Genomic DNA, 22,243 nt, shown 5'->3' with positions numbered 1-22,243 from the left:
CGGCGATGCCGAAAGGGGCGATGCCAAATGGACGTGTCTTCGCTTCGACGAGTCAACCTGAACCTGTTGATCGTCTTTGAAGTCCTGTCTTCGGTGCGGAACGCGACACGCGCCGCGGAACTGCTGAACATGACGCAGCCTGGAGTCAGCCGGAAACTCGCGGAGCTGCGGCATATTTTTGGAGACCCGCTGTTCCTCAGCAACGGCCGCAGCTTCGAGCTGACGGACCGTGCCCTCGGCCTGCGGGAACCTATACGCGAGGCGTTGGCGTCGATGCGCTTCGCGATCGAGGAAAGCCGGGTGTTCGATCCCGCGGCCTCGACCCGCACCTTCCGCATCGCCTGCAGCAACATGGTGGAATGGGTACTCGCACCGGCGCTGATCGCCTGGTGCGCGACGCACGCCCCTGGGGTCAAGATCATGTTCAATGCACCGCCCAGCCCAACCCCGACCGCGCTCGAGCTGGACAACCTGGGCATCGACCTGATCGTCGATGTCGAAGTCGGCGAAATGCCCCAGGGCATGGAGAAAGTCGTACGCATTCCGCTTTCGACGGATCGGCGCGCCTGCGTGGTCAGGCGCGGCCATCCCGTCGGCGCCGGGCCAATCGACCTGGACCGGTTCTGCGAATTGTCCTTCGTGACGCTGAGCAGCTACGAGACTCGCGACAGGAACAACATGGACCGCTGGCTGCAGCAGCAGGGCCTGCGGCGCAAGCTGGGATCGTATCTCTCCAACATCAGCATCGCGCCATTCGTCATCATGCGGACCGATTATGCGTTGGCGCTGCCGCTGCAATTGGCGCGGTTCATCTCGCAGACCTTTCCCTTGGACGTCGTGCAATTCGACTTCGATGCGCCGCCGGTCCGCTACAACATGTCATGGCACCGCCGTTGGGACGCATCCCAGGCACATGCGTGGCTGCGGGACGCGATACGCGGACTGATGTCCGACATACCCCTGGGCGAAGTCAGTCATTGAGGCCGAATGACAGGGCAGGTCCACCGAACGTCAAAATGGCTTCACCACGACAAGGATTGCGATTACCGTAACGGCCGCGAGCACCAGCCAGGGCGCACCCGCCACACCGGCCCCACCCGCCGCAGCCGCCACACCCGCATCCGCGCCCTGGCTCATGCGCCTGAGCTTGCCCACCTGGGCGCCGTGGACTGCCGACAGAACGACCACCAGGCAAGCCTTCACGACCAGCCAGCCCGCGCCGGTCCAACGTCCCGTCATCGCCAGTTCGATGCCCAGCGCCCACACCAGGAACATGGCCGGAATGGTCACGCCGCGATCCCATCGCCGGAAAGCCGCGGCGTTGGCTGCGACCTGCTGCGCCTCGCCCTTGTTGAACCTGAGAAAGGCGCTCGTCGCCAGGACGCCCGCAACGAATACGAGCGCCGCCGCCACATGCAGGGCCTTGATCCATGGATAGAGCGTGACCAGGCTCATCGGGCCGCGCCTCGCCTGTCTTCGGCCACCCTGCGCGCCAGGAATCGGGCATTGGCGAATGCGCCGAATGGCACGAAGGCCAGGGCAATCGCCCGGATGGCGTCCGCCTTGCGCCAGTTGCCCTCGGTCGCGGCCTGCACGACGATCCACAGGTAGCAGAGGAACGCCATGCCATGTATGGGGCCCATGGCTCGCACGGCTTGCGGCCAGCCATAGGCGTATTTCAGCGGTACTGCAATCGCCACGAGCAGTAGCAGCGTCGTGCCTTCGGCCAGAGACACGACTTTTATGGTGCGAAGCTGGGTCGACAAGGCCGTTTTCTCGGTCATCGCGTTAGGACTCCACTGAAACGGGAACATTTATACCGTCCTGGCGCGCCACTCCGTGAGTGGCAGAAACGACAAAATATGATTGGATACTGCCATCGCTGATAAGATGCCTCGATGCAACCGGACGCGCCGCGAAAATGAAGAAGACCCGTCAGAGAACAGTAGGCATCCTGGCCATGGATGGCGTAATTCCATTCGACCTGGGGATCGCGTGCGATGTCTTCTCCCGCGCGCTGCTGCCGAATGGCCAGCCGGCGTATCAGGTGCGTGTCTGCGGCGAAGCGGCACGGATAGACGCCGGCGTCTTCACGCTGCAAGCGCCCGCACGCCTGGCGGAGCTCGACAGGGTCGACATCGTCATCGTGCCCGGCATCGAGGACATCGATAGGCTTCCCTCTCGCGCTGTCCAGAACGCGCTGCGATCGGCCAGCGCGCGTGGCGCGTTGATCGCATCCATCTGTACCGGCGCTTTCGTCCTCGCCTCCGCCGGCCTGCTCGATAGCAAGCGCGCCACCACCCATTGGGCGGCGGCTGACGAGCTTGCGCGACGTTTCCCTGAAGTCACCGTCGACGCCAACGTCCTATATGTCGACGAAGGCGACATCGTCACATCCGCCGGTTCGTCCGCGGGCCTGGACATGTGCCTCTATCTGGTCGGCCGTCACCATGGACAAGCGGTCGCGGCGGAGTCCGCCCGCATGGCCGTCGCGCCTCTGCAGCGAGACGGCGGCCAGGCGCCCTACATCCGGCGGGTCCCGCTCGCCACGTCCGTGAGCCTGTCGCCGCTGCTCGATTGGATGTCGCGAAATCTGGACCAACCGGTGGACATCGACGCCCTGGCCGCACGGGCCGCGATGAGTCCACGTACCTTCGCGCGCCGCTTCCGCGAACAGACGGGAACAACCCCTATCCAATGGCTGATCGCCAATCGGGTTCGGCGTACCCAGGAACTGCTTGAAACCTGCGACCTATCCGTCGACCAGATCGCGATGGCCGCGGGCTTCGACTCGCCGGTCACCTTCCGCACGCGCTTTCGGCGACTGGTAGGCCTCACGCCTTCCGAATACCGCCGGCGATTCGCCCAACGCTCGAACGGCTAGGCGTCGTCCTGGAACGCGGCCTCGACCAGCGGCTTTGCCCAGTCGGGGGTGTGGCGTGCGTCCGCGATCATGGCCGGGAACACACGGCGGCCAGCCTCCATGCGCAGCACCAGCCTGGGATCCGGCACCGCCGCGCCTACTGCGACGTCGACGCTGTTGTCATAGACGCTCAGTAGCGCGAGATGCGGCATCAAGCCCAACAGGTTCTGCAGCGACGTGCGGCAGCGTTGGCGTATGCGTTCTTCAGGGATGTCATGGCCGCCTTGGGCCACGCGTTGCCGCACGCGAGCGATATGCTGCTCGGCGTCACGCAAGCCGCAAAACCAGACCAGCACGTCATGCGTGGCGGCCGCGGCAATCAGCTTCTTCACGATGGTACGGCCGCCCAGCGTGGTCTCGAAGGCGTATGTCCGACGGCGGGCGATGGCGTCGTCCAGGCGCCGGACCCCTTCGGTCCAGGCGGCGATGTTCGCCTCGGACTGCTCATAACCGGACTGGCGCACCAGCTCCCGCGCAAAGGTGTCGGGGTTGAACCACGCAAGCCCGGCTTCAGTCAACAAATGCCCGCCGATAGAACTCTTCCCGGCGCCGTTGATGCCCGCCAGGACATATAAAACAGGCCTGGACATCAATACGTGGATCCGGCTTTCACCTTGCCCTTGAGCTTGGGCGGACCCGTCATAAGGGCACGGAGGCGGTCGCCCGCATCGGGTTCATCGAGTGCCGCCAGCCGCTCGTCGAACTTGCGGCGCAGGTCGGCCAGAGGGTCGGGAGCGGTCTGTTCGAACGCCGCGGCCGCCTCGACCAGCTTGGTATATTCGGCCGTGGACAGGATGACGGCTTCCGGGTGGTTGTGGTTCGTGACCACCAGCTTGCCGGTGGAAGCCAGCGTTCGCATCATGCCGCGCCAGCCGTCCTTTTTTACGGCGGAAGCGGGGGTGACCGGCAAGGTATCCAAGGTCTGTGCGGCGCGGGAATGGGCGGCCATGGCGGGCTCCATACGGAATTTAGGCCATTTTACCCAAATTTCCCCATTTGTCCATGAGACCCCGGTTCCAGCTCGATGATTTCCGGGCGATTCCAAGCCTGGATGGCCTGCGGGTCGCGCCTATGATGTGCGGAAGCGTTTACCCGCCTACTTCCGTCGCGCGCCTCTGGGCCCCCACACCTTCAACTGTGTAAGGTTGGCCAGCAGCGTCCCCAGCGCCGGCGACGAATTGTCGGCGCGATAGCCCAGCGCGATGTCTATCGTCGGCTGCACGCCCTTCAACCGCCTGCCGACCACGGACCACGGCAGCAGCGGTTCCACATACGCGGGCAGCAAGGTAATTCCCCCGGTGGAGGTCACCAGCGTCAGGCCCGTGCCGTAGTCGTCCAGCTTGTAGCGCGGATGGATCGCCACTCCATGCTTGGCCAGGTAGACGGCGACCGCGTCGCGCAGCACGTGCGGCACGTCGGAATAGCCGATGAAAGTTTCGCCGGCCAGATCGCTGGGATCGATCTCGCCCTGGCTGGCCAGGCGATGTCCGCTGGGCATGATCACCAGCAAGGGCTCCTGGGCCACGACTTCATAGCGCAGGTCCGGCCGGGGCTCCACGCGCAATATGCCGGCATCGACCTCTCCGCGCTGCAAGGCATCGGCCAGCGCGGGCGATTGCAGGCTGGTCACCTTGAATTCCAGCTTGGGCAGCTCGTCGCGCAGCACCTCGGTGATGCCGGGCAGCCAATCGACTTCCTGCCCCGTAAGAAAACCCACGGTGAAGCTTTCTTTGGGCGGCCGCGCCGCGCGCCGCGCGGCCGCCACGGCCTCGGCGGCGTGGCTCAATGCCAGTCGCGCCTGCTCCAGGAAGGCCACACCAGCGGGCGTGAGTTCGACGCCCCGGGCATTCCGGATCAACAGATCGGCGCCGACCTCCTCTTCCAAGTCCTTCAACTGCCGGCTGAGCGAAGGCTGCGCCGTATGCAGGCGCCGCAAGGCGGCCGTCGTGACGTTGCCTTCTTCGGCGACGGCGACGAAATAGCGTAGATGACGCAGTTCCATGGGTCCCCATACTCCGCATGTATCGGTGGCAGATAAACAAAGTCTTTTTCATGTGAGCGGCCGGCCGATAGATTACGCATCACCGACCCGAACACCAAGCCGACAAGGAAATCCCCATGAAACAGATCCAGTCCCGCCGTGTCCTGATGATGGCGACCCACGGCTACGAAGAATCCGAACTGTTCGACGTCAGGCAGGCGCTGCTGGACGCGGGCGCCAAGGTCTCGCTCGCCTCACCCAGCCGTACCCCCATCACCGGCGTCGTGTGGGACGAGCAGGCGGGCGCCTCGAAGGATTCGACGCGAGCCATCACGCCCGACCATCTGCTGGAGGACGTGGCCGTCGACGACTACGACGCGCTGGTGCTCCCCGGCGGACTGAGCAATCCCGACACGCTGCGGATGGTTCCAGCAGCCGTGGAGATCGTCAAGCGCTTTATCGACGAGGACAAGACCGTCGCCGCCATCTGCCACGCCCCATGGATGCTGGTGGAGGCCGATGCCCTGCAAGGCCGGCGCGCGACCGGCTGGTATTCCCTGCGCCGCGACATGTCCAACGCCGGCGCCACGGTCATCGACGAACCGGTGGTCGTGGACGGCCGGCTCATCACCAGCCGCATGCCCGCCGACATTCCGGCATTCGCGGCCGCCATCGTCACGGCCCTGGATGCGTGAGCACCAGGCGCCATTACCACCCTCAACAACCGAATTGGAGAAACACATGAACAAGATAGCCCTCATCACCGGCGCCAGCCGCGGCCTGGGCCGCAATGCGGCCTTGAGCATCGCCCGCCACGGCGGCGACGTCATCGTGACCTATCGCAGCGGCGAAGCGGAAGCGCAGGCCGTGGTCGACCAGATCCAGGCCATGGGCCGCAAGGCGGCAGCGCTGCGCCTGGATGTCGCCGATGTGTCGAGCTTCAAGGCCTTCGCCGAAACCCTGCGCGGCATACTCGCCCGGCAATGGTCCCGCGACACGTTCGACCATCTCGTCAACAACGCAGGACACGGCGAGATGGCGGCATTCGCCGACACCACGGAAGAACAGTTCGACGGATTGTTCAACGTGCACGTCAAGGGGGTTTTCTTCCTGACGCAGGCGCTGCTTCCCCTTCTGGCGGACGGCGGCAGGATCGTCAATTACTCGTCCGGGCTGACGCGCGTCTCCTATCCGGGTTTCTCGGCCTATTCCGCCGCCAAGGGCGCCATCGAAATCCTGACGGTCTACATGGCCAAGGAACTGGGCAGCCGCGGCATCGCGGTGAACACGGTCGCCCCCGGCGCGATAGAAACCGACTTCCTGGGCGGCGCGGTGCGCGACATGCCTGACCTGAACGCGCAGTTCGCCAACATGATCGCCTTGGGCCGGGTCGGCGTGCCGGACGACATCGGCCCGATGATCGCCAGCCTGCTGTCCGAAGACAACCGCTGGATCACGGCGCAGCGCATCGAAGTCTCCGGCGGCCAGGTGATCTGAGATCGGCGCCAGCCAGGCGAACGCGACGAAGGAAGCAGCGATGAAGATCGGGATTGCAGGATACGGGACGATGGGATCCGCACTGGCGGGCCGCTTGGCGGATACCGGCGCCGTGGTCGCGATATGGGACAGGAAGCCGGAAAGGCGGACAAACGCGCCTTACCCAGGTTACGCGTCGCCCGCCGAACTCGCGATGCACTGCGACGTGGTGATCTCCAGCCTGTTCGACGACCACGCGGTGAAGGCCGTCTATACCGGCGACTCGGGCCTGCTCGCGGGCGGCCACCGCAAGCTGTTCATCGAGATGAGCACGGTGGCGCCCGCCACCCAGCGCGCGCTCGCCGTGGAGGCCGGCAGGGCTGGCGCCGCGTTCGTCGAATGCCCGGTAAGCGGCAGCAGGGACCCGGCGCGAGCAGGCCAATTGCTCGGCCTGGCCGGCGGTGACGCCGCGGATGTCGAGCGCGCCCTGCCGGTGCTGCGGCGGGTATGCCGGCGCGTCGAACACATCGGGCCGATCGGCGCCGGCGCCATCGCCAAGCTCGCGGTCAATCTGCCGCTGCTGACGTTCTGGCAATCGATGGGCGAAGCCTTGTCGTTGATACAGGGGCTGGGCAAGGATCCCGAGTGGTTGATGGACCTGTTCGGCGACACGGCCGCGGCGCCTGCCGTGCTGAGATCCAAGTCGGCGGCGGTGGTCGCCGCATTGGCGGGATCCCCGGACCAGGAGCCGACCTTCCAGATCAATGCGATGCGCAAGGATTTGCTGCTCATGCTGGCCGAAGCAGAATCGCGACGGACACCCTTGCCCGTGGCCAGGGCCGCGCTGTCGGCCTTCGACGAAGCCGTGGCCGACGGCCAGGGCAATCGCGATTGCTCGGCGATGCCGGCGTACTGGGCCAGCCGGCCCGCCTGAGCGGCTGCTTCCCGCCGCCGGCCGGCGCGACTTATGGGTCTCAGGGCAGCACCAGCTCCAGCGTCTCCTTGACCTCCTCCATCACCACATAGCTGTGCGATGACGCCGACGCCGGCAGGCGCTTGAGCAGGTCACCCAGCAAGCGCCGGTACGCGCTCATGGCCGTCAGCCTGGCCTTGACCAGGTAGTCGAACTCGCCCGACACCAGATGGCATTCCAGCACCTCGGGCACCTTCAGCAATTCCGCGCGCACCTTGTCGAAGACATCGCCGGACTTCGCCGAAAGCTTGATCTCCAGGAACACCAGCAACTCCCGGCCGAGCGCGCGCGGATTCAGCCGCGCGTGGTAGCCCAGGATGTAGCCTTCCCGCTCCAGCCGGCGCACGCGCTCGGCACACGGTGTCGCCGACAGGTTCACCTTGCCGGCGAGTTCGGTAATGGCGATGCGGCCATCCTTCTGCAGGACGTCGAGGATCTTGTAGTCGGTGCGGTCGAGGGCGCGCATTCTTCTCTGTTCCAGTTCGATAAAGACGGCACGGCGTAGTCAAATCCACTGCACAGCCCGTTGAATATAGCGAAAAACCCTGCGGTTCCCTATATAGAATCGCGTTTTCACTATACAACAAGGGGCATCGGCCATGCATGTGGTCGTCTTGGGCGGCGGCGTCATCGGCACCACCACCGCGTATTACCTCGCACGCGCCGGCGCGCGGGTCACCGTCCTGGAGCGGCAGCCGGGCGTCGCGCTGGAAACCAGCTACGCCAATGCCGGGCAGGTTTCGCCCGGCTACTCGACGCCCTGGGCGGCGCCGGGCATCCCGCTGAAGGCGCTCAAATGGATGTTCCAGCGGCACGCCCCGCTGGCCCTGCGCTGCGACGGCAGCCTGTTCCAGCTGCGTTGGCTGGGCAAGCTGCTGGCCAATTGCGATGCATCGCGCTATGCGATCAACAAGGCACGCATGCTCCGCCTGGCCGAATACAGCCGCCATTGCCTGCAAGCGCTGCGCGACGACACCGGCATCGAATACGAAGGCCGCAGCCTGGGCCTGCTGCAACTGTTCCGCGATCCCCATCAATTCGAGGCAGCGCAGCGCGACATCGCGGTGCTGCGTGAAGCGGGCATACCCTACGAGCTATTGCCGGGCGCCGAGGTCGCGAAAGCCGAACCCGCGCTCGCCCACGCCCGCTGCGCGCTGGCCGGCGGCCTGCGCCTGCCGAACGACGAAACCGGCGATTGCCACCTGTTCACGCGCGAGCTCGCCGCGATGGCCGCGAAGCAAGGCGTGGAATTCCGCTTCATGACGCAGGCCGACGGCTTGGCCATCGAGGGCGAGCGCGTCACCGGCGTGCGCGTCGACGGCAAAGTGCTGGCCGCCGATCGCACGGTACTGGCGCTGGGCAGCTTCTCGCGCGCGATGGCCGCGCCGCTGGGCCTGGACCTGCCGGTCTATCCGGTGAAGGGCTATTCCATCACCGTACCCATCGCCGACGCATCGGTAGCCCCCACCTCGACCCTGCTCGATGAAAGCTACAAGATCGCCGTGACGCGGCTGGGCCAGCGGATCCGCGTGGGCGGCATGGCGGAGCTTGCGGGTTACGACCTGCGCCTGAACCCGCGCCGGCGCGAAACCCTGTCCATGGTGTTGCAAGACCTCTATCCCGGCGCCGGCGACCTGGCCCGGGCCGAGTTCTGGACCGGCCTGCGTCCCATGACCCCCGACGGCACGCCCATCGTCGGCCGCACCCGCTACCGCGACCTTTACCTGAACACGGGCCACGGCACGCTGGGCTGGACCATGGCCTGCGGCTCGGCGCGCGTCGTCAGCGACCTGATCTGCGGGCGCACGCCGGAGATTTCCATGGAAGGACTGGAGTTCTCCAGGTACGCGTCATGAGCAGGCCCGCCTATGCGAGCATCGACCTGGACGCGCTGCGTGGCAACTACACCATCGCTCGCCAGATGCATGGCGGACGCGTCCTCGCGGTACTGAAGGCCGACGCCTACGGGCACGGGGCGGCGGCATGCGCACGGGCGCTCGCCGGGCTGGCGGACGGCTACGCCGTCGCGTTCACGGACGAAGCGCTGGCCCTGCGCCAGGCTGGCATCGACGCCCCCATCCTGGTATTGGAAGGCGCTTTCGATGCCCCGGAAACGCATACGGCGGTGCGCCATGGCTTGTGGCTGGCGATGCATAGAAGCGACCAGATCGCCTGGCTGGCGGAAGCCTCGACCGCGAGCGATGCCGGCATCCATGCCTGGCTGAAGGTCGATTCCGGCATGCACCGCGCCGGCTTCGTCGGCGCCGAAGTCAAGGCGGCGCACCAGGCCCTGCAAGCCATACCCGCCGTCTCGCAGGTCACGCTGATGACGCATTTCGCGCGCGCCGACGAGCCGCACAGCGACATGACCGCAATGCAGATGCAAAGCTTCGACACCGCCACGGCCGGCCTGCCCGGGCCGCGCAGCCTGTGCAATTCCGCGGGACTGATGGCCTGGCCCGATGCGCGGCACGACTGGGGCCGCGCGGGCATCATGCTTTATGGCGCGGATCCGCTGCCGGCATCCGGCGCCACCTTGCGTCCCGTGATGACCCTGCGCAGCGAGATCATCGGCGTGCGGGAACTGGCGGCGGGAGAACCCGTGGGCTATGGCGCGACGTTCATCACCCCTCGTCCCACGCGCGTCGGCCTGGTCGCCATGGGCTACGCCGACGGTTATCCCCGCAACGCGCCCAACGGCACGCCGGTCGCCATCGATGGCCAAGCCGGCCGACTTATCGGGCGCGTCTCCATGGACATGCTGACCGTGGACCTCACCGACCATCCCCAGGCAGGCATCGGCAGCAACGTCGAGTTATGGGGCGCGCAGGTGCCGGTGTCGGACGTCGCCAGGGCGGCCGGCACCATCGCCTACGAGATACTCAGCAACGTCAAACGCGTACGGCGCATTCACACATCTTCTTGACCCCACGCGCTGTGCCGCAACATCACCTTCCTTGCGACTTATAACGCGCAGCTATATTCCTTAATAAACAATTATTATCCTTCCGCAAGCTGGTTTGCTATTTTTCCACGCAGCAGATTTCAAAAGAACGACGTGGAGACAACATGAAGCTAGCCGTCAAACTGGCTTGCGCCATCACATCGACGCTGTGCGCGAGCGCCTTCGCGGCGAGTGCCTACGCCGCGAACCCCGGCGCCAGCGCCCCGGCCCCGCAAACGGCGCCAGGCGCTGCGGGCGCCCCGGGTGATTACCCGGCCAAACCGATCACGCTGGTCGTCCCCTTCCCGCCAGGCGGCCTGGCCGACCTGGTCGCTCGTCCGCTGGCCACCAGGCTGGGCGCCGCGCTCAAGCAAACGGTGATCGTCGAGAACCGCGGCGGCGCTTCAGGCACCATAGGCACGGCGCACGTGGCGAACTCGGCGCCCGACGGCTACACCTTGCTGTTCGCGACCGCCAATGAAGTCGCCGTCTGCCCCGTCCTGTACAACAACCTGCCCTACGACACCTATCGTTCGTTCACCCCCATCGCGCAGGTGGTCGATTTCCCGGCCGTGCTGGTCACGCCGCAGTCCAACCAGGAAGACTTTGCCCAATTGGTGAAGCGTGCGCGCGCCAAACCGGGAACCCTGGCGTTTGCCTCGTCCGGCGCCGGCAGTACCAACCACCTGACGGCCGAAGTCTTCCGTAAATCGGAAGGCCTGAACATCATCAATGTGCATTACAAGGGCGGCGGCCCCGCCATGGCCGATGTCGCGGGCGGACACGTCGACGCCATGTTCGCCACGCTGCCGTCGGCGCTGCCGTTGATCCGCGCCGGCAAACTGCGCGCGCTGGCAACCACCGGCGCGACGCGCTCCACTGTCCTGCCGGACGTACCCACATTGCTGGACCTGGGCGTCAAGCAAGGCGACGTCACGGTCTGGGCCGGTGTGCTGGGACCCGCGGGACTTCCGCCCGAGATCACGCAACGGCTGAACGCCGAGATACGGAAGATCGTCACCGATCCCGAATTCCAGGCGTTCCTGCGCCAGAATGGCGCGGAACCGCTCTATTCGACCACCGAGCAGTTCGGCAGCAACATAAGGGCCTATCGGAATTTCTGGGAACCCATCATCAAAAGCGCGGGCATTTCGGTCAACCAATGAATCCCACAACGCTCATCGAGAAGTTCGCATCGTTCGCCGCCGATACCGATCCCGCGCGTGTCCCGGCCACGGCGCTGGACCAGGCCCGGCAATGCCTGGTCGACTGGTTCGCTGTCGGCATCGGCGCCTCCCGCGAACCGGAAGCCGCAGCCGTGGCAAAAGCACTGCGGGCGCGGCAAGCCGGGCGAGTCGGGCGAGTCGAGGATACGGACGCGGCCACGCTCCTGACCGGCGGCCAGGCGAGCGCGGCGGATGCGGCACTGGGCAATGGCGTGCTGTCGCACATCCTCGACTTCGACGACACCCATGTGCCCTCGATCCTGCATGGCAGCGGTCCTGTCTGGGCGGCGCTGCTCGCCGTGGGAGAAACCCAACGCATACCCGAAGATCGCCTGCTGGCGGCTTTCGTGATCGGCTTCCAGGCAGGCACCCGCCTGGGCAACCACGGCCTGGGCGAGCGGCTGACACGCCAGGGCTGGCACGCCACGCCGACCCTGGGGCGTATCGCCGCGGCCACCGCGGTATCGCACGCGCGCGGCTTCGATCGCATCAAGGCCGCGCACGCGATAGCCCTGGCAGTCTCGCAGGCGACCGGATACACCCGCTCGTTCGGAACGATGGCGAAGCCGCTGAATGCCGGACGCGCCGCATCCGACGCGGTGCTGGCGGCGGATCTCGCGGATGCCGCCGTGCAGGGACCGCTCGATATCCTCGATGGACCCGACGGCCTGCTGCAGACCATGCTGCAGGACCGCGATCTGACGCTGGACCACATGGCCCAGGACCTGCTCGAGCCGCCATGGGAAGTGGGCAGGAACAGTTTCAAGCCCTATGCGTCCTGCCAGCTGACACACGGCGCCATCGACGCGGCCCGGGCGCTATCCAGCCGGATCGTGCCCGGACGTATCCGCCGCGTCCAGGCCCACATCCATCCTCTCGCCATCAGGATCGCGGGGCGGGCCAGCGCGCAGACGCCTACCGAAGCGAAGTTCAGCCTGCGCTTCTGCATCGCCCTGGGACTGGGCGGGCACGCCTGCACCATGAAGGATTTCGGCGACGCGCGGATTTCCGACGCCGCCTTGCAGGCCCTGGCCGCCCGCGTCGAGCTCTTTCCCGATGCACACGCCACGCGGACCTCCGCGCGGCTGGTGGTGGTCGATGACGATGGCCGCGAGTTCAGCGAGTCGGTCACGCACGCGTTCGGCAGCATCGAGAATCCCATGGGATGGGAAACCCTGGAGCACAAGTTCTTCGAACTGGTCCAGGACAGGTTCACCGTGGCGCAGTCCCGTGCCTTGTTCGATAAGTTGTCGCGATTCGGCGAACCTGGCGGCCTGGCGGCGTGCATGAGACTGGTCGCGACAGCCGGCTAGCCGGCATGGCATGGCGGCGGCCCGGCCGCCGGCGGCCTCGCCGTTCAGCGCCGGGACCGGCGCGTGGCCAGCGCGCGCTCCACCACGTCGCGGGTCACCTGCGGCGCCAGCGTTTCCATGAACGAATAGGCATATCGCCGCAGATGGTGCTTGCGGCTGACCGCCACGTACGTCGTGCTGGATGGAAAAATGTGGCTCACCGCGATGGCCTTCAGCCCCGGATCCCGTCGCGCGTCGAACACCAGGTCGGGCACCACCGCCACGCCCAGCCCATGCTCGACGTAGGCCTTGACCACGTCGGCATTGGTGGCCCTGAGCAGCGCCGGCCCGGGCGGCGGAAGCTGCGCCAGCGTGCGCATCAAGGTTTCGGCGGTCTGCGAAGGCTCATACAGCACGATCGGATGCTGCACGATGTCCTGGAGGCTGACCTTTCTTTTGCGCAGCAGCGGATGGCCGGTGTTCACCAGCAGGATGCGCTGGTAGGTCTGGAACGGGATATACACCAGGTCGGCGCCGCCATCGTTGCACTGGCTCAGTATGCCGATGTCCGCGGACCCCGCCACCAGCGCGTCCTGTATGGCGCGGCCGCTCTCCGGGCGGATGCTGATATGTACATCAGGATAGCCCTCGCGAAATCGCTGCAGCACGGCCGGCAGCCTGAACCTGGCCTGCGTATGGCTGGCGGCGATGACCAGCGTGCCGCTGCTGTCCAGCTGCTGCTCCCCGCCGATCGCCTTGATCTCGTTGACCTCGGTCAGGATGCGTTGCGCACGCTCGATGACTTTCTGCCCGTCGGGCGTCACGCCCACCAGGCGCCGGCGCTGCCGCTGGAAGATCGTCAGGCCCAGTTCGTCTTCCAGGAGCTTGATCTGGGTGCTGATGTTGGGCTGCGAGGTATGCAGGACCTCCGCCGCCTTGGATATCTTGAGCGCGTGCCTGGACACCTCGCAGATATACCGCAGCTGTTGAATGTTCATCGTCTCCACCCACATATAAGTTTCACTGATTTTATTTCATAAATGCATATTATTTAAAACCATTATGCCGGTGCTAGGATGCCGCGGACAATCACAAGGGACCGAAGTCTCGAAACGTGGAGGATGACTATCGTGCAACGCCTGTCCCGGCAAATCCTGGCTGCCTTGCTGGCGGCCATACCCATCGTGATGTCCGCGCACGGCGCGGCCGTCGCGGGCACCTACCCGACCGGCCCCGTCACCGTCGTCGTCCCGTTCAGCGCCGGCGGCGGCAGCGACAGCGTCGCGCGCTTGATCAGCGCCAGGCTCGGCGCCAGGTTCAACCAGACCTTCGTCGTCGAGAACAAGCCGGGTGGTTCCACCAACCCGGCCAACGAATACGTCATACGAGCCGCGCCGGACGGCCAGAAGCTGCTGCTGGGCCAGGTCACGTTGTCGATCAATCCATCGCTGATGCCCAACCTGCCGTATGCCCCGCTGCGCGATCTCGTACCGGTGGCGCACATCGGCGATACGCCGGTGATCCTGATCACCTCGCTGCAGTTTCCGGCGTCCGACCTGGCCTCGCTGATGGACTACGTGCGCAAGCATCCCGGCAAGATCAATTTCGCGTCGGGCGGCGTCGGCACTTCCGTGCACCTGGCGGGCGAGATGTTCAAGCTGCGCACGGGCCTGGACATGGCGCACATACCGTATCGCGGCAGCTCGCAGATGGTCACCGACCTGATCGGCGGGCAGGTCCAGATGATATTCAACACGGCCTCGTCCGTCGTCCCGATGATCAAGGCCGGCAAGTTGCGCGCGATCGCGGTGTCGGGCGGGCACAGGCTCAAGGAGCTGCCCGATGTCCCGACATTCAAGGAGGCCGGCCTGGACGATTTCGACGCGCCCTCCTGGTACGGATTGATGGCTCCCAAGGGGACGCCCGACGCCATCGTCCGCGCGCTCAATAACGCCGTCGACGACATCCTGCGTGAACCCGACGTCCGGGAATCCCTGTCCCAGATCGGCGTCGAGCCGGCGGGCGGGACGCCTGCGGACTTCGCTCGTTATCTGCAGGACCAACAAGCCATGTGGGCCAAGGCCATCAAGGCTTCCCACATCCAGGCCGAACAATGACCATCGAGGAATATTCCGGCATGTCCGCTTCCCCTGTCGAACGCGAAAAACCACGATCCGTATCCGCGGCCCAGCTGAAAGCCATGCTGGGCGACGGCAATGAACTGGCGCTGGTGGACGTCAGCGAAGAAGGCCAGTTCGGCATGGGACACATGCTCCTGGCGGTGAATATTCCCTATAGCCTGCTCGAGCTTCAGGCCCCTGTCCTGGTGCCGCGCAAGACCTGCCGGGTGGTCGCGGTGGACCATGGCGGCGATATCGCCGCGCGCGCCGCCCGCCGCCTCCGGGCCATCGGATATACCGACGTTGCCGTGTTCGAAGGCGGCATCGCCGCCTGGGAAGCCGCCGGCCACCAACTGTTCCAGGGCACTTTCGTAGCCAGCAAGGCATTCGGCGAATGGGTGGAGCATCATTTCCACACGCCCAGCATCGGTCCGCGGGAACTTGCGTCGTTGCTGGAAAAGGAAGCGGACATACAGGTCCTGGACCCCCGCACCGTGAACGAGCACGCGGCCAATCATGTGCCGCGCGCCGCAAGCTGCCCGAGCGCGGAGCTGATCTATCGATTCGACGATCTGGTGCCATCCAGGGACACGCTGGTAGTGGTCGCCTGCGGGGGACGCACGCGCGGCATCATCGGCGCGCAATCGCTGATCAACGCCGGCGTCCCCAATCGCGTCGTCGCGCTCGCCGACGGCAACCATGGCTGGAAGCTGGCCGGCCTGCCCCTGGAGGCCGGCCTGCTGCAAGGCTACGAATCGCCCACACCGCAAACCCGGCAGCGCGCTGAACAGCGCGCGGCACGCATCCGGCAGCAATACGGCGTCACCCAGCTGGAACCGTCCACCGTGCGGCAATGGCTGGCCGATCCGGCGCGCACCACCCTCTTGCTCGACGTGCGCACCGCGGAGGAATACAACGCCGGCCACTACGAAGGCGCCCGCCATGCGCCCGGGGGGCAACTCCTGCAAGCCACCGACCGCTGGCTGGGCACCCTGGGCGCCCGCGTGGTCGTCATCGACAGCGATGGGACCCGGTCCGCCGTGGTCTGCCACTGGCTGCGCTGCATGAACTGGGATGCGTATACCCTGATCTACCAGGGCGACGCGGGGCGGGCGCAGCAGCCCGACACCGCCGCACAAGCCCTGCTCAACAGCGGGGCAAAAAGCGCAGACGAAGCGGCCCGTGTAACGGTGGCCACGCAAGCCGGCGACACCGGCGTCGCCGTTTCGGACGTGGCGCACATCAGCCCGCGCGAAGCCGCCGCCGCCATTGCCCAAGGCGCGATCGCGATCAGCCTGGATCGCAGCGCCGACTACCTGCAGGCCCATCCTCCAGGGTCGATATGGGCCAGCCGCGCGGCGTTGGCACCCGTGGCCGATCTGCTGCGGCAGGACCGTACGCTGGTGCTGTTCTCGCACGATGGACGTGCCGCGGAACTCGCCGCCCTGGATCTCCGGGAACTCGTCCCGGGTCACCAGGAGCGGGTGAAAGTGGTGCGCGGCGGCATCGACGCATGGCGACTCGACGGCCACGCGGTCGCCAGCCAGGAAGAAGACGCCTTGCCACAGGCCGCACGCATCGACACCCTGTACTGGATGCACGACCGGCGCAGAGGCAACAAGGAAGCCATGCAGCGCTATCTGGCTTGGGAAAAGGGCCTGCTCGCCCAGCTGGAGGTAGACGGATATACATTCTCGATGCCCCGCCCGCCGGAAAAAGCACACGCCTGAAGGAGACGCACGCATGGCAAACTTCACCGACATCCCCGCGCAAGATGGCAGGACCTTCCAGGGTTGGCAGGTCGAACCGGACAACTGGAAACCGGGCGCGCACGGCGCGGTCATTTTCCTGGCGGAAGCCTATAACGTGAACGATTGGGCGCGCGCCGCCGCGCAGCAGTATGCCGACGCGGGCTTCCTGGTGCTGGCGCCCGACCTGTACTGGCGGCAGGCGCCAGGTACCTACCTGGAATACACGCCGGCCTCGCAACAGGTCTGCCGCGCGCTGTACGCCAAGATGGACTTCGACGCCGCCGTGCAGGACACGGTCAGCTGCGTGGAATACCTGCGGCGGCATCCGGCCAGCAACGGGCGGGTCGGAATGGTGGGCTTCTGCCTGGGCGGAAAAATCGCCTTCCTGACCGCCGCCCGCCACGCCGTCGACGCCGCGGTCGGCTACTACAGCATCGACCTGGACGACTATTTCGACGAAACCCCGGCCATTGGGGGTGCGGCGGCGTTCCACTTCGGCGCGCTGGACGAACGTGTGCCGCTGCGCTATGCCGACGAGATGCGACGGCGCAAGCAGGACGGACAAGACCTGGAGGTGCTGGTGTATCCCAAGGCCGGACACGGATTCGCTCGCGCGGGACAGCCGCCCTTCGAACCGGATTCCGCCGCTCAAGCGAACCGGCACACCTTCGAGCTGCTGCGGCGCGCCCTATCCTGATCCTGGGGGGGACGACACCCAGGCACGCGGGCGTACCTGACCGCTTGCAGCATCGGGGATCGGGCCACTGGGCGGCCCGGCGTGCTATACGGAAGCGTGGCCTGCGTCCCGCAGCCGGCGCCCGAAAATATCCCCGATGCCTGACCTGAAACTCCTGGAAGACTTGATCGCGCTGGCGCGAACCGGCAGCTTCGTGCGCGCGGCGGAGGCGCGTCACGTTACGCATCCCGCCTTCGGGCGCCGCATACGCGCGCTGGAAACCTGGGCGGGCACGCCTCTGGTATACCGGGGCCAGCAACCGGCGACACTCACGCCAGAGGGCGAAACGCTGCTGAAGACCGCCTTGCAAGTGGTCGAGAACATGAGCGTCGCGCGCAACCGGATGCGTGGCTCCCTCGCCGGCGGCGATGCGGTATTGCGCATCGCCACCGGACGCAGCCTGGCCAGGACGCTGGTCACCGACTGGATCGCCCGCTTGCGCCATCGCGCCCCCAAGGTGCTGACGGCCGGTACGCGGGTGGAACTATCGACAGGCAGGATGGAGGACCTCACCACCAGGCTGGAGCACGGCAAGGTGGACGTCCTGTGCTGCTACGAACATCCCGCCATGTCGGTGGCGCTCAGCCCGCAGCGCTACCGATACATCACCTTCGCGACCGACAAGCTGGTGCCGGTATGCCAGGTGGATCTTCGAGGCAATCCGCGCCACGCCTTGCGCGAAGGCGGCCACCCTACGCCGCTGATCGACTACGCCGGCGGCCTGGCGATGGCGCGCATCCTGGGCGACCGCCTGGAGACGACACCTTACGCGCTGTCTCCCTTCATGCGCACCGATTCGCTGGACGCCGCGCTAACCGCCGTGACCAACGGACTGGGCGTGGCGTGGCTGCCATGGTCCCTGGTCGTCGGCCAGTGCCGGCGAGGCGCGCTGACCGCGTTGGGCGGACGCGGCGACGAGGTTGCCTTCGAGGTCCGCCTGTACCGGCCACGCGCCCGCATGTCCGAGTTGGCCGAAGCCGCGTGGGCGGCGACCGCCCGGCGCCTTCCTTGAGCCCGTCGCGGCAACGCCGCGATAGGCAGGTATCAGATACACGAGACATCCTTGCGCAAACGGCACGCCTTTGTGCCGTTTCGGCACGACCTGCGATCGTGCCAGCCTGACAATAGCCCTGCGTTCCGAGACGTTCCAAGACGCTCCAAGACGCTCCAAGAGGCGGCTTATCCGCTCAATCGGTCCCAAGGGAGAAAACCATGACAGCCATCGCCTGCCGGCGACCCCGCCAGCCATCCATCGCGCACGGCTTGCGCAGGACGCTCGCCTATCTGTGCGCCACTTCGGCGCTTGCCGCATCCTCCGCCGCCTTCGCCGCGGAATACCCCGCCCGCACCATTTCCCTGATCGTGGGCTACCCCGCCGGCGGCAGCGTCGACCTGACCGCGCGGCTGTTGGGCGAGGAAATGGGTAAGCGCCTGGGCCAGTCGGTCGTGGTGGAAAACCTGGGCGGCGCCGGCGGCACGATAGGCGCGCAACGCGTCGCGCGCGCCGAGCCCGATGGCTACACGCTGCTGCTGGGCGCGACCAATGAAATGGTCATTGCCCGCATGATCAACACGGCGGTGCAATACAACGGCGCGACCGACTTCACACCCGTGGGCCTGGTCGCCTCGCAACCCATGGTACTGGCCGCCAGCACCAAAACCGGCGTCAAGAACGCCACCGACTATCTGGCCAAGGTGCGCGCCGCGGCGCCCGGCACCTACAATTTCGGATCGTCCGGCGTGGGCACGGCCTTGCATCTGGCCGGCGAGATGGTCAACCAATCCACGCACACGCAGGTCGGCCATGTTCCGTACCGGGGCGTGTCGCCCATGGTCACCGACCTGATGAGCGGACAGCTGGACTTCGGCATCCTGGTCCTGTCATCGGCCCTGCCGCAGGTCCGCGCAGGAAAGATCGTGGCCGTGGGCCTTACCGAGACCAAGACCTCCTCCGCCGCGCCCGAGATCGCTCCCCTGGCCGCGACGCCGGGCTTCGAGTCCGTCGACATCAATGTCTGGTTCGGCCTGTACGGCCCGCCACGGCTACCGCAGGAAGTGGTGACCAGGTTGCGCGCGGCGCTGAAGGACACGCTGGCGTCCAGCCAGTTCCAGGCCAAAATGCGGGACGCCGGCGCCGAAGTGGCCCAGCCCGGCGTGGATCTCGCGGCGTACCAGGCCACGGAGACCACCAAGTACGCCGCGCTGGTCAAGGCCGCCCACATCGAAGCCCAATAACGTAACAGCGACAATCCCGCCGCGCCGCGGCGGCGGTCCCGGGGAATGATTCATGGATTTCAGACTCACCACGCCCGACCTGGCCAGCGAGCGGGTCGGCAACACCGGAACGGCGGGCGTGTGGCATTTCGATTCCGGCGCGCCGGGCCGCACGCTGATGCTGTCGGCCCTGCTGCACGGCAATGAGTTATGCGGCGCCTGGGCGCTCAAGGACCTGCTCGCGTCCGGCTTCAGGCCGCGCCGCGGTGGCCTGGTGCTGGCATTCTGCAATCTGGACGCCTTCGACCGCTTCGATCGTTCCCATCACGACGCCTCGCGCTTCGTGGACGAGGACATGAATCGGGTGTGGAGCGCCGATCGGCTGGATCGTCCCCTGACGGCAGACAGCAGGCGCGCCGCCGCTTTGCGCCCCTGGGTGGAGCGCGCGGAGTGGCTGCTGGACTTGCATTCGATGCACGAACCCAGCGCCCCGCTGCTGCTGACGGGCGTGCTACCGCGCAACATCGCCCTGGCCCGCGAACTGAAGGCGCCGGCGCACGTGATCGTCGACGCCGGCCACAAGGACGGCGTCCGCATGCGCGATTTCGCGCAGTTCGGCGATGCCACGCGCGACGACGCCTGCGCGCTGTTGATCGAGTGCGGCTTCCATGGCGACCTGGCTTCCCGCACCGTCGCATGCGACATGGTGGCGCGCATGCTGCTGGCATCCGGCATTGCCGACCCGGAGGACATCCCCTCCGGATGGCTGTCGCCCGATCCGCCAGCACAGCGCGTACTGCGGGTGACCGACGCGATCGTCGCGCCGTCCATGGACTTCCGCTTTGCCCGGCCTTGGCAGTGCCTGGATACCTTGGCGGACCGCGGCACCGTCTTGGGGTGGGCAGACGGCGAAGCCATTACCACGCCCTACGATCAATGCACCCTGATCATGCCTTCGCTACGGCAACTGAAGCCAGGGGTCACCGTGATGCGGCTCGCCCGGGATCTTTGACGTTACGCGTCGCGGCCGACGGTGGGACGCATGAAGTTCTTGTTGTAGTTCGACACCTTGCCGGTCTCCAGGTCGTAACCCAGCCGGCCCGTCAACGTTTCCAGGGGCTGGCCGTACAGGTGGAAATGCCGCACCGTCTGGTTGCCGTCGACATGGATGCTGTGGATGTCCCTGGGTAGGAAGTTGATAGGCGATCCGGGCTTCACCACGTACTCGCGCACCTGCTCCAGGCGGGCCTGCTCGGGATTGCTCCCATCATCCACGCGCTGGTAGATGCGATTCAGTTCTTCGCCACTGACAGCGACGATCACCGCCCAGGTTCCGTGGTCGTGCGGCTTCGTGTCCTTGCCCGGGATGATGACGTTCAGATAGAGCGTCATGCCCTCTTCCGATTCCTGGCCCAACAGATAGCGCGAGGACGTCGCGCCGGATTCCTTGGTGGGCTCCGGGAATTCGGCCACGGGAAAGAGGTCCGCGCGCTGAGCAAGCACTTGCAGGCGCTGGCTGACTTTTTCCAGCGTGGCGCGGTCGGGCTGGCCGTCTCCCAGGATGCGCTGGAGGTCAGCCATCGTCTCCTTCACGAGCGCCTGCCGTTCGGTTTTGAGCGTCATTTTCTTGGTCCTTGTAGCGGTACACATCCATCACGAAGGAACGGTAACAAACATCCGCCCCCCCTAATAGTATTTATAGATTATTAATTATCGGGAAAACCGATATACCGCCGCATGCTGGGGCTTGGCAGAAGCCGGCTAGGACGTCCACGCCTGCTGAAACGCCCGCCGCATCCAGGCAACTCCCGACGTGCTCAGCCCGCCATCCACCGCCAGCTCGGCGCCGGTCATGAAGGACGCCTGCCGCGAGGCCAGGAAAACGATGGTCCGCGCGACTTCCTGCGGGCTCGCTTCGCGCCCCATCGGGATCGCGTGGCGGTTGGCTTCGAGATGGCCGGGCGGCGCGGCGTCGGTCAGGGCCGTCGCGATCGTGGCGGGATGCACCGAATTGACCCGGATGCCGCGCGCCACGAGCTCCAGCGAGGCCGCCTTGGTCAGCCCGCGCAAGGCCCACTTGCTGGTGGTGTACGACGCATCGGTATGCGCGATCAGGCCCGCGGTGGACGACACATTGACGATGGCACTGTCGCCCCCATCCGGCATCAGCGGCGCCATGGTGCGCATGCCCAGGAACGCGCCGGTCACATTCACCGCCAGCACCTGGTTCCAGCGGTCCAGCGGCGTCGCCAGACCGCCGCGGACGATGATGCCTGCATTGTTCACCAGCACATCGAGCCGGCCATGGCGGGCTCGCACCTGATCCGCCACGGCCCGCCAATCCGCTTCGCTGGAGACATCCAGCACCGCCGCGCTAACGTCGTATCCTTCGTCGGACAAGCGGGCCACCTGCGCGTCCAGCGCGGGGGAAATGTCGGCGAGCACGACACGGGCCCCCACTTCGGCGAAGGCGCGGGCCGTCGCGGCGCCCAGGCCGGACGCAGCGCCGGTGACCAGCACGGCCTTGCCCCGCAGCCCCAGAATCTCGTCGACATCCTGATTCCCTGCAAGAACCTTGTCGGCGCCGCGGAGCTTCATATCGTCTTC

The 22,243-nt window shown here is 66.3% G+C and carries 24 protein-coding genes; 15 read left to right on the top strand and 9 right to left on the bottom strand.

From position 1 onward, the window contains the following. The first annotated feature begins 27 nt into the window (after positions 1-27). A complete protein-coding gene (locus tag CAL12_RS10710) occupies positions 28-981 on the top strand; it encodes a LysR family transcriptional regulator (RefSeq protein ID WP_086064460.1) in 954 nt (317 codons plus the stop codon). Between the two features lie 30 nt (positions 982-1,011). Here CAL12_RS10710 and CAL12_RS10705 read toward each other — a convergent pair whose 3' ends face one another. Continuing rightward, complete coding sequence (locus CAL12_RS10705) at positions 1,012-1,455, bottom strand: CopD family protein (RefSeq protein WP_086064459.1); 444 nt, start codon at positions 1,453-1,455, stop codon at positions 1,012-1,014. Further along, positions 1,452-1,784, bottom strand: coding sequence for a DUF3817 domain-containing protein (locus CAL12_RS10700; RefSeq protein WP_086064458.1), 333 nt, complete (start codon positions 1,782-1,784; stop codon positions 1,452-1,454). The genes CAL12_RS10705 and CAL12_RS10700 overlap by 4 nt, the downstream gene beginning before the upstream one ends. 137 nt (positions 1,785-1,921) lie before the next feature. Here CAL12_RS10700 and CAL12_RS10695 point away from each other — a divergent pair, with 137 nt between their 5' ends. After that, on the top strand, positions 1,922-2,884 hold the full coding sequence (locus CAL12_RS10695; RefSeq protein WP_086064457.1) for a GlxA family transcriptional regulator: 963 nt from the start codon (positions 1,922-1,924) through the stop codon (positions 2,882-2,884). Here the strand turns inward: CAL12_RS10695 and CAL12_RS10690 are convergent. The 3 genes from CAL12_RS10690 to CAL12_RS10680 form a co-directional block, all read right to left on the bottom strand. After that, positions 2,881-3,513, bottom strand: coding sequence for an AAA family ATPase (locus CAL12_RS10690; protein ID WP_086064456.1), 633 nt, complete (start codon positions 3,511-3,513; stop codon positions 2,881-2,883). The two genes, CAL12_RS10695 and CAL12_RS10690, sit on opposite strands and share 4 nt — an antisense overlap. Beyond that, positions 3,513-3,872: a hypothetical protein gene (locus CAL12_RS10685; protein WP_086064455.1), complete on the bottom strand. Its 360-nt coding sequence runs from the start codon at positions 3,870-3,872 to the stop codon at positions 3,513-3,515. Before CAL12_RS10685 ends, CAL12_RS10690 begins: the two co-directional genes overlap by 1 nt. A 147-nt stretch (positions 3,873-4,019) precedes the next feature. Continuing rightward, positions 4,020-4,925, bottom strand: a complete 906-nt coding sequence (locus CAL12_RS10680) for a LysR substrate-binding domain-containing protein (RefSeq protein WP_086064454.1) — start codon at positions 4,923-4,925, stop codon at positions 4,020-4,022. A gap of 116 nt (positions 4,926-5,041) precedes the next feature. Here CAL12_RS10680 and CAL12_RS10675 point away from each other — a divergent pair, with 116 nt between their 5' ends. From CAL12_RS10675 to CAL12_RS10665, 3 genes are read left to right on the top strand one after another with little or no spacing between them, the layout of a single operon-like run. Next, on the top strand, positions 5,042-5,599 hold the full coding sequence (locus tag CAL12_RS10675; RefSeq protein ID WP_086064453.1) for a type 1 glutamine amidotransferase domain-containing protein: 558 nt from the start codon (positions 5,042-5,044) through the stop codon (positions 5,597-5,599). 46 nt (positions 5,600-5,645) lie between these two features. Continuing rightward, a complete protein-coding gene (locus CAL12_RS10670; protein WP_086064452.1) occupies positions 5,646-6,401 on the top strand; it encodes an SDR family NAD(P)-dependent oxidoreductase in 756 nt (251 codons plus the stop codon). Positions 6,402-6,441: 40 nt separating this feature from the next. Then, entirely contained in the window at positions 6,442-7,314 is an 873-nt protein-coding gene (locus CAL12_RS10665) for an NAD(P)-dependent oxidoreductase (protein ID WP_086064451.1), read from the top strand. Positions 7,315-7,354: 40 nt separating this feature from the next. Here the strand turns inward: CAL12_RS10665 and CAL12_RS10660 are convergent, their stop codons facing one another. Next, on the bottom strand, positions 7,355-7,819 hold the full coding sequence (locus CAL12_RS10660) for a winged helix-turn-helix transcriptional regulator (RefSeq protein ID WP_086064450.1): 465 nt from the start codon (positions 7,817-7,819) through the stop codon (positions 7,355-7,357). Between the two features lie 112 nt (positions 7,820-7,931). On the opposite strand from CAL12_RS10660, the gene CAL12_RS10655 reads away from it, so the two are divergent. From CAL12_RS10655 to CAL12_RS10640, 4 genes are all read left to right on the top strand, one after another. After that, a complete protein-coding gene (locus CAL12_RS10655; protein WP_332459334.1) occupies positions 7,932-9,209 on the top strand; it encodes a D-amino acid dehydrogenase in 1,278 nt (425 codons plus the stop codon). Continuing rightward, positions 9,206-10,279, top strand: coding sequence for an alanine racemase (gene alr / locus CAL12_RS10650; protein ID WP_086064448.1), 1,074 nt, complete (start codon positions 9,206-9,208; stop codon positions 10,277-10,279). The genes CAL12_RS10655 and alr overlap by 4 nt, the downstream gene beginning before the upstream one ends. Before the next feature lie 143 nt (positions 10,280-10,422). After that, positions 10,423-11,463, top strand: a complete 1,041-nt coding sequence (locus CAL12_RS10645; RefSeq protein WP_086064447.1) for a Bug family tripartite tricarboxylate transporter substrate binding protein — start codon at positions 10,423-10,425, stop codon at positions 11,461-11,463. Further along, positions 11,460-12,836 (top strand): MmgE/PrpD family protein, encoded by a 1,377-nt coding sequence (locus CAL12_RS10640; protein WP_086064446.1) that lies wholly within the window; start codon positions 11,460-11,462, stop codon positions 12,834-12,836. The genes CAL12_RS10645 and CAL12_RS10640 overlap by 4 nt, the downstream gene beginning before the upstream one ends. Positions 12,837-12,880: 44 nt before the next feature. On the opposite strand, the gene CAL12_RS10635 is transcribed toward CAL12_RS10640, so the two are convergent. Further along, positions 12,881-13,813, bottom strand: coding sequence for a LysR substrate-binding domain-containing protein (locus CAL12_RS10635; RefSeq protein WP_198298427.1), 933 nt, complete (start codon positions 13,811-13,813; stop codon positions 12,881-12,883). Between the two features lie 123 nt (positions 13,814-13,936). On the opposite strand from CAL12_RS10635, the gene CAL12_RS10630 reads away from it, so the two are divergent. From CAL12_RS10630 to CAL12_RS10605, 6 genes are all read left to right on the top strand, one after another. Continuing rightward, positions 13,937-14,932 (top strand): Bug family tripartite tricarboxylate transporter substrate binding protein, encoded by a 996-nt coding sequence (locus CAL12_RS10630; protein ID WP_232464775.1) that lies wholly within the window; start codon positions 13,937-13,939, stop codon positions 14,930-14,932. A gap of 20 nt (positions 14,933-14,952) precedes the next feature. Next, positions 14,953-16,665, top strand: a complete 1,713-nt coding sequence (locus CAL12_RS10625; RefSeq protein WP_198298426.1) for a rhodanese-like domain-containing protein — start codon at positions 14,953-14,955, stop codon at positions 16,663-16,665. 13 nt (positions 16,666-16,678) lie between these two features. Continuing rightward, positions 16,679-17,383 carry a dienelactone hydrolase family protein gene (locus CAL12_RS10620; protein WP_086064443.1) on the top strand — a complete coding sequence of 235 codons (705 nt, stop codon included), beginning with the start codon at positions 16,679-16,681 and terminating at the stop codon, positions 17,381-17,383. Between the two features lie 136 nt (positions 17,384-17,519). Beyond that, positions 17,520-18,434 (top strand): LysR family transcriptional regulator, encoded by a 915-nt coding sequence (locus CAL12_RS10615; protein ID WP_086064442.1) that lies wholly within the window; start codon positions 17,520-17,522, stop codon positions 18,432-18,434. A 200-nt stretch (positions 18,435-18,634) separates the two neighbouring features. Continuing rightward, positions 18,635-19,657 carry a Bug family tripartite tricarboxylate transporter substrate binding protein gene (locus tag CAL12_RS10610; RefSeq protein WP_086064441.1) on the top strand — a complete coding sequence of 341 codons (1,023 nt, stop codon included), beginning with the start codon at positions 18,635-18,637 and terminating at the stop codon, positions 19,655-19,657. Between the two features lie 52 nt (positions 19,658-19,709). Beyond that, positions 19,710-20,648 carry a succinylglutamate desuccinylase/aspartoacylase domain-containing protein gene (locus CAL12_RS10605; protein WP_086064440.1) on the top strand — a complete coding sequence of 313 codons (939 nt, stop codon included), beginning with the start codon at positions 19,710-19,712 and terminating at the stop codon, positions 20,646-20,648. A gap of 2 nt (positions 20,649-20,650) precedes the next feature. Here the strand turns inward: CAL12_RS10605 and CAL12_RS10600 are convergent, their stop codons facing one another. Further along, positions 20,651-21,259, bottom strand: coding sequence for a cysteine dioxygenase family protein (locus CAL12_RS10600; protein ID WP_086064439.1), 609 nt, complete (start codon positions 21,257-21,259; stop codon positions 20,651-20,653). A 138-nt stretch (positions 21,260-21,397) separates the two neighbouring features. Next, positions 21,398-22,234: an SDR family NAD(P)-dependent oxidoreductase gene (locus CAL12_RS10595; RefSeq protein WP_198298425.1), complete on the bottom strand. Its 837-nt coding sequence runs from the start codon at positions 22,232-22,234 to the stop codon at positions 21,398-21,400. Between the last annotated feature and the right edge of the window lie 9 nt (positions 22,235-22,243).

Origin of the sequence: Bordetella genomosp. 8, assembly GCF_002119685.1 — a bacterium.
Taxonomy (GTDB): domain Bacteria; phylum Pseudomonadota; class Gammaproteobacteria; order Burkholderiales; family Burkholderiaceae_B; genus Bordetella_C.
Note: the sequence above shows the minus strand (reverse complement) of the source record. Positions and strands in the feature narration are given on the sequence as shown.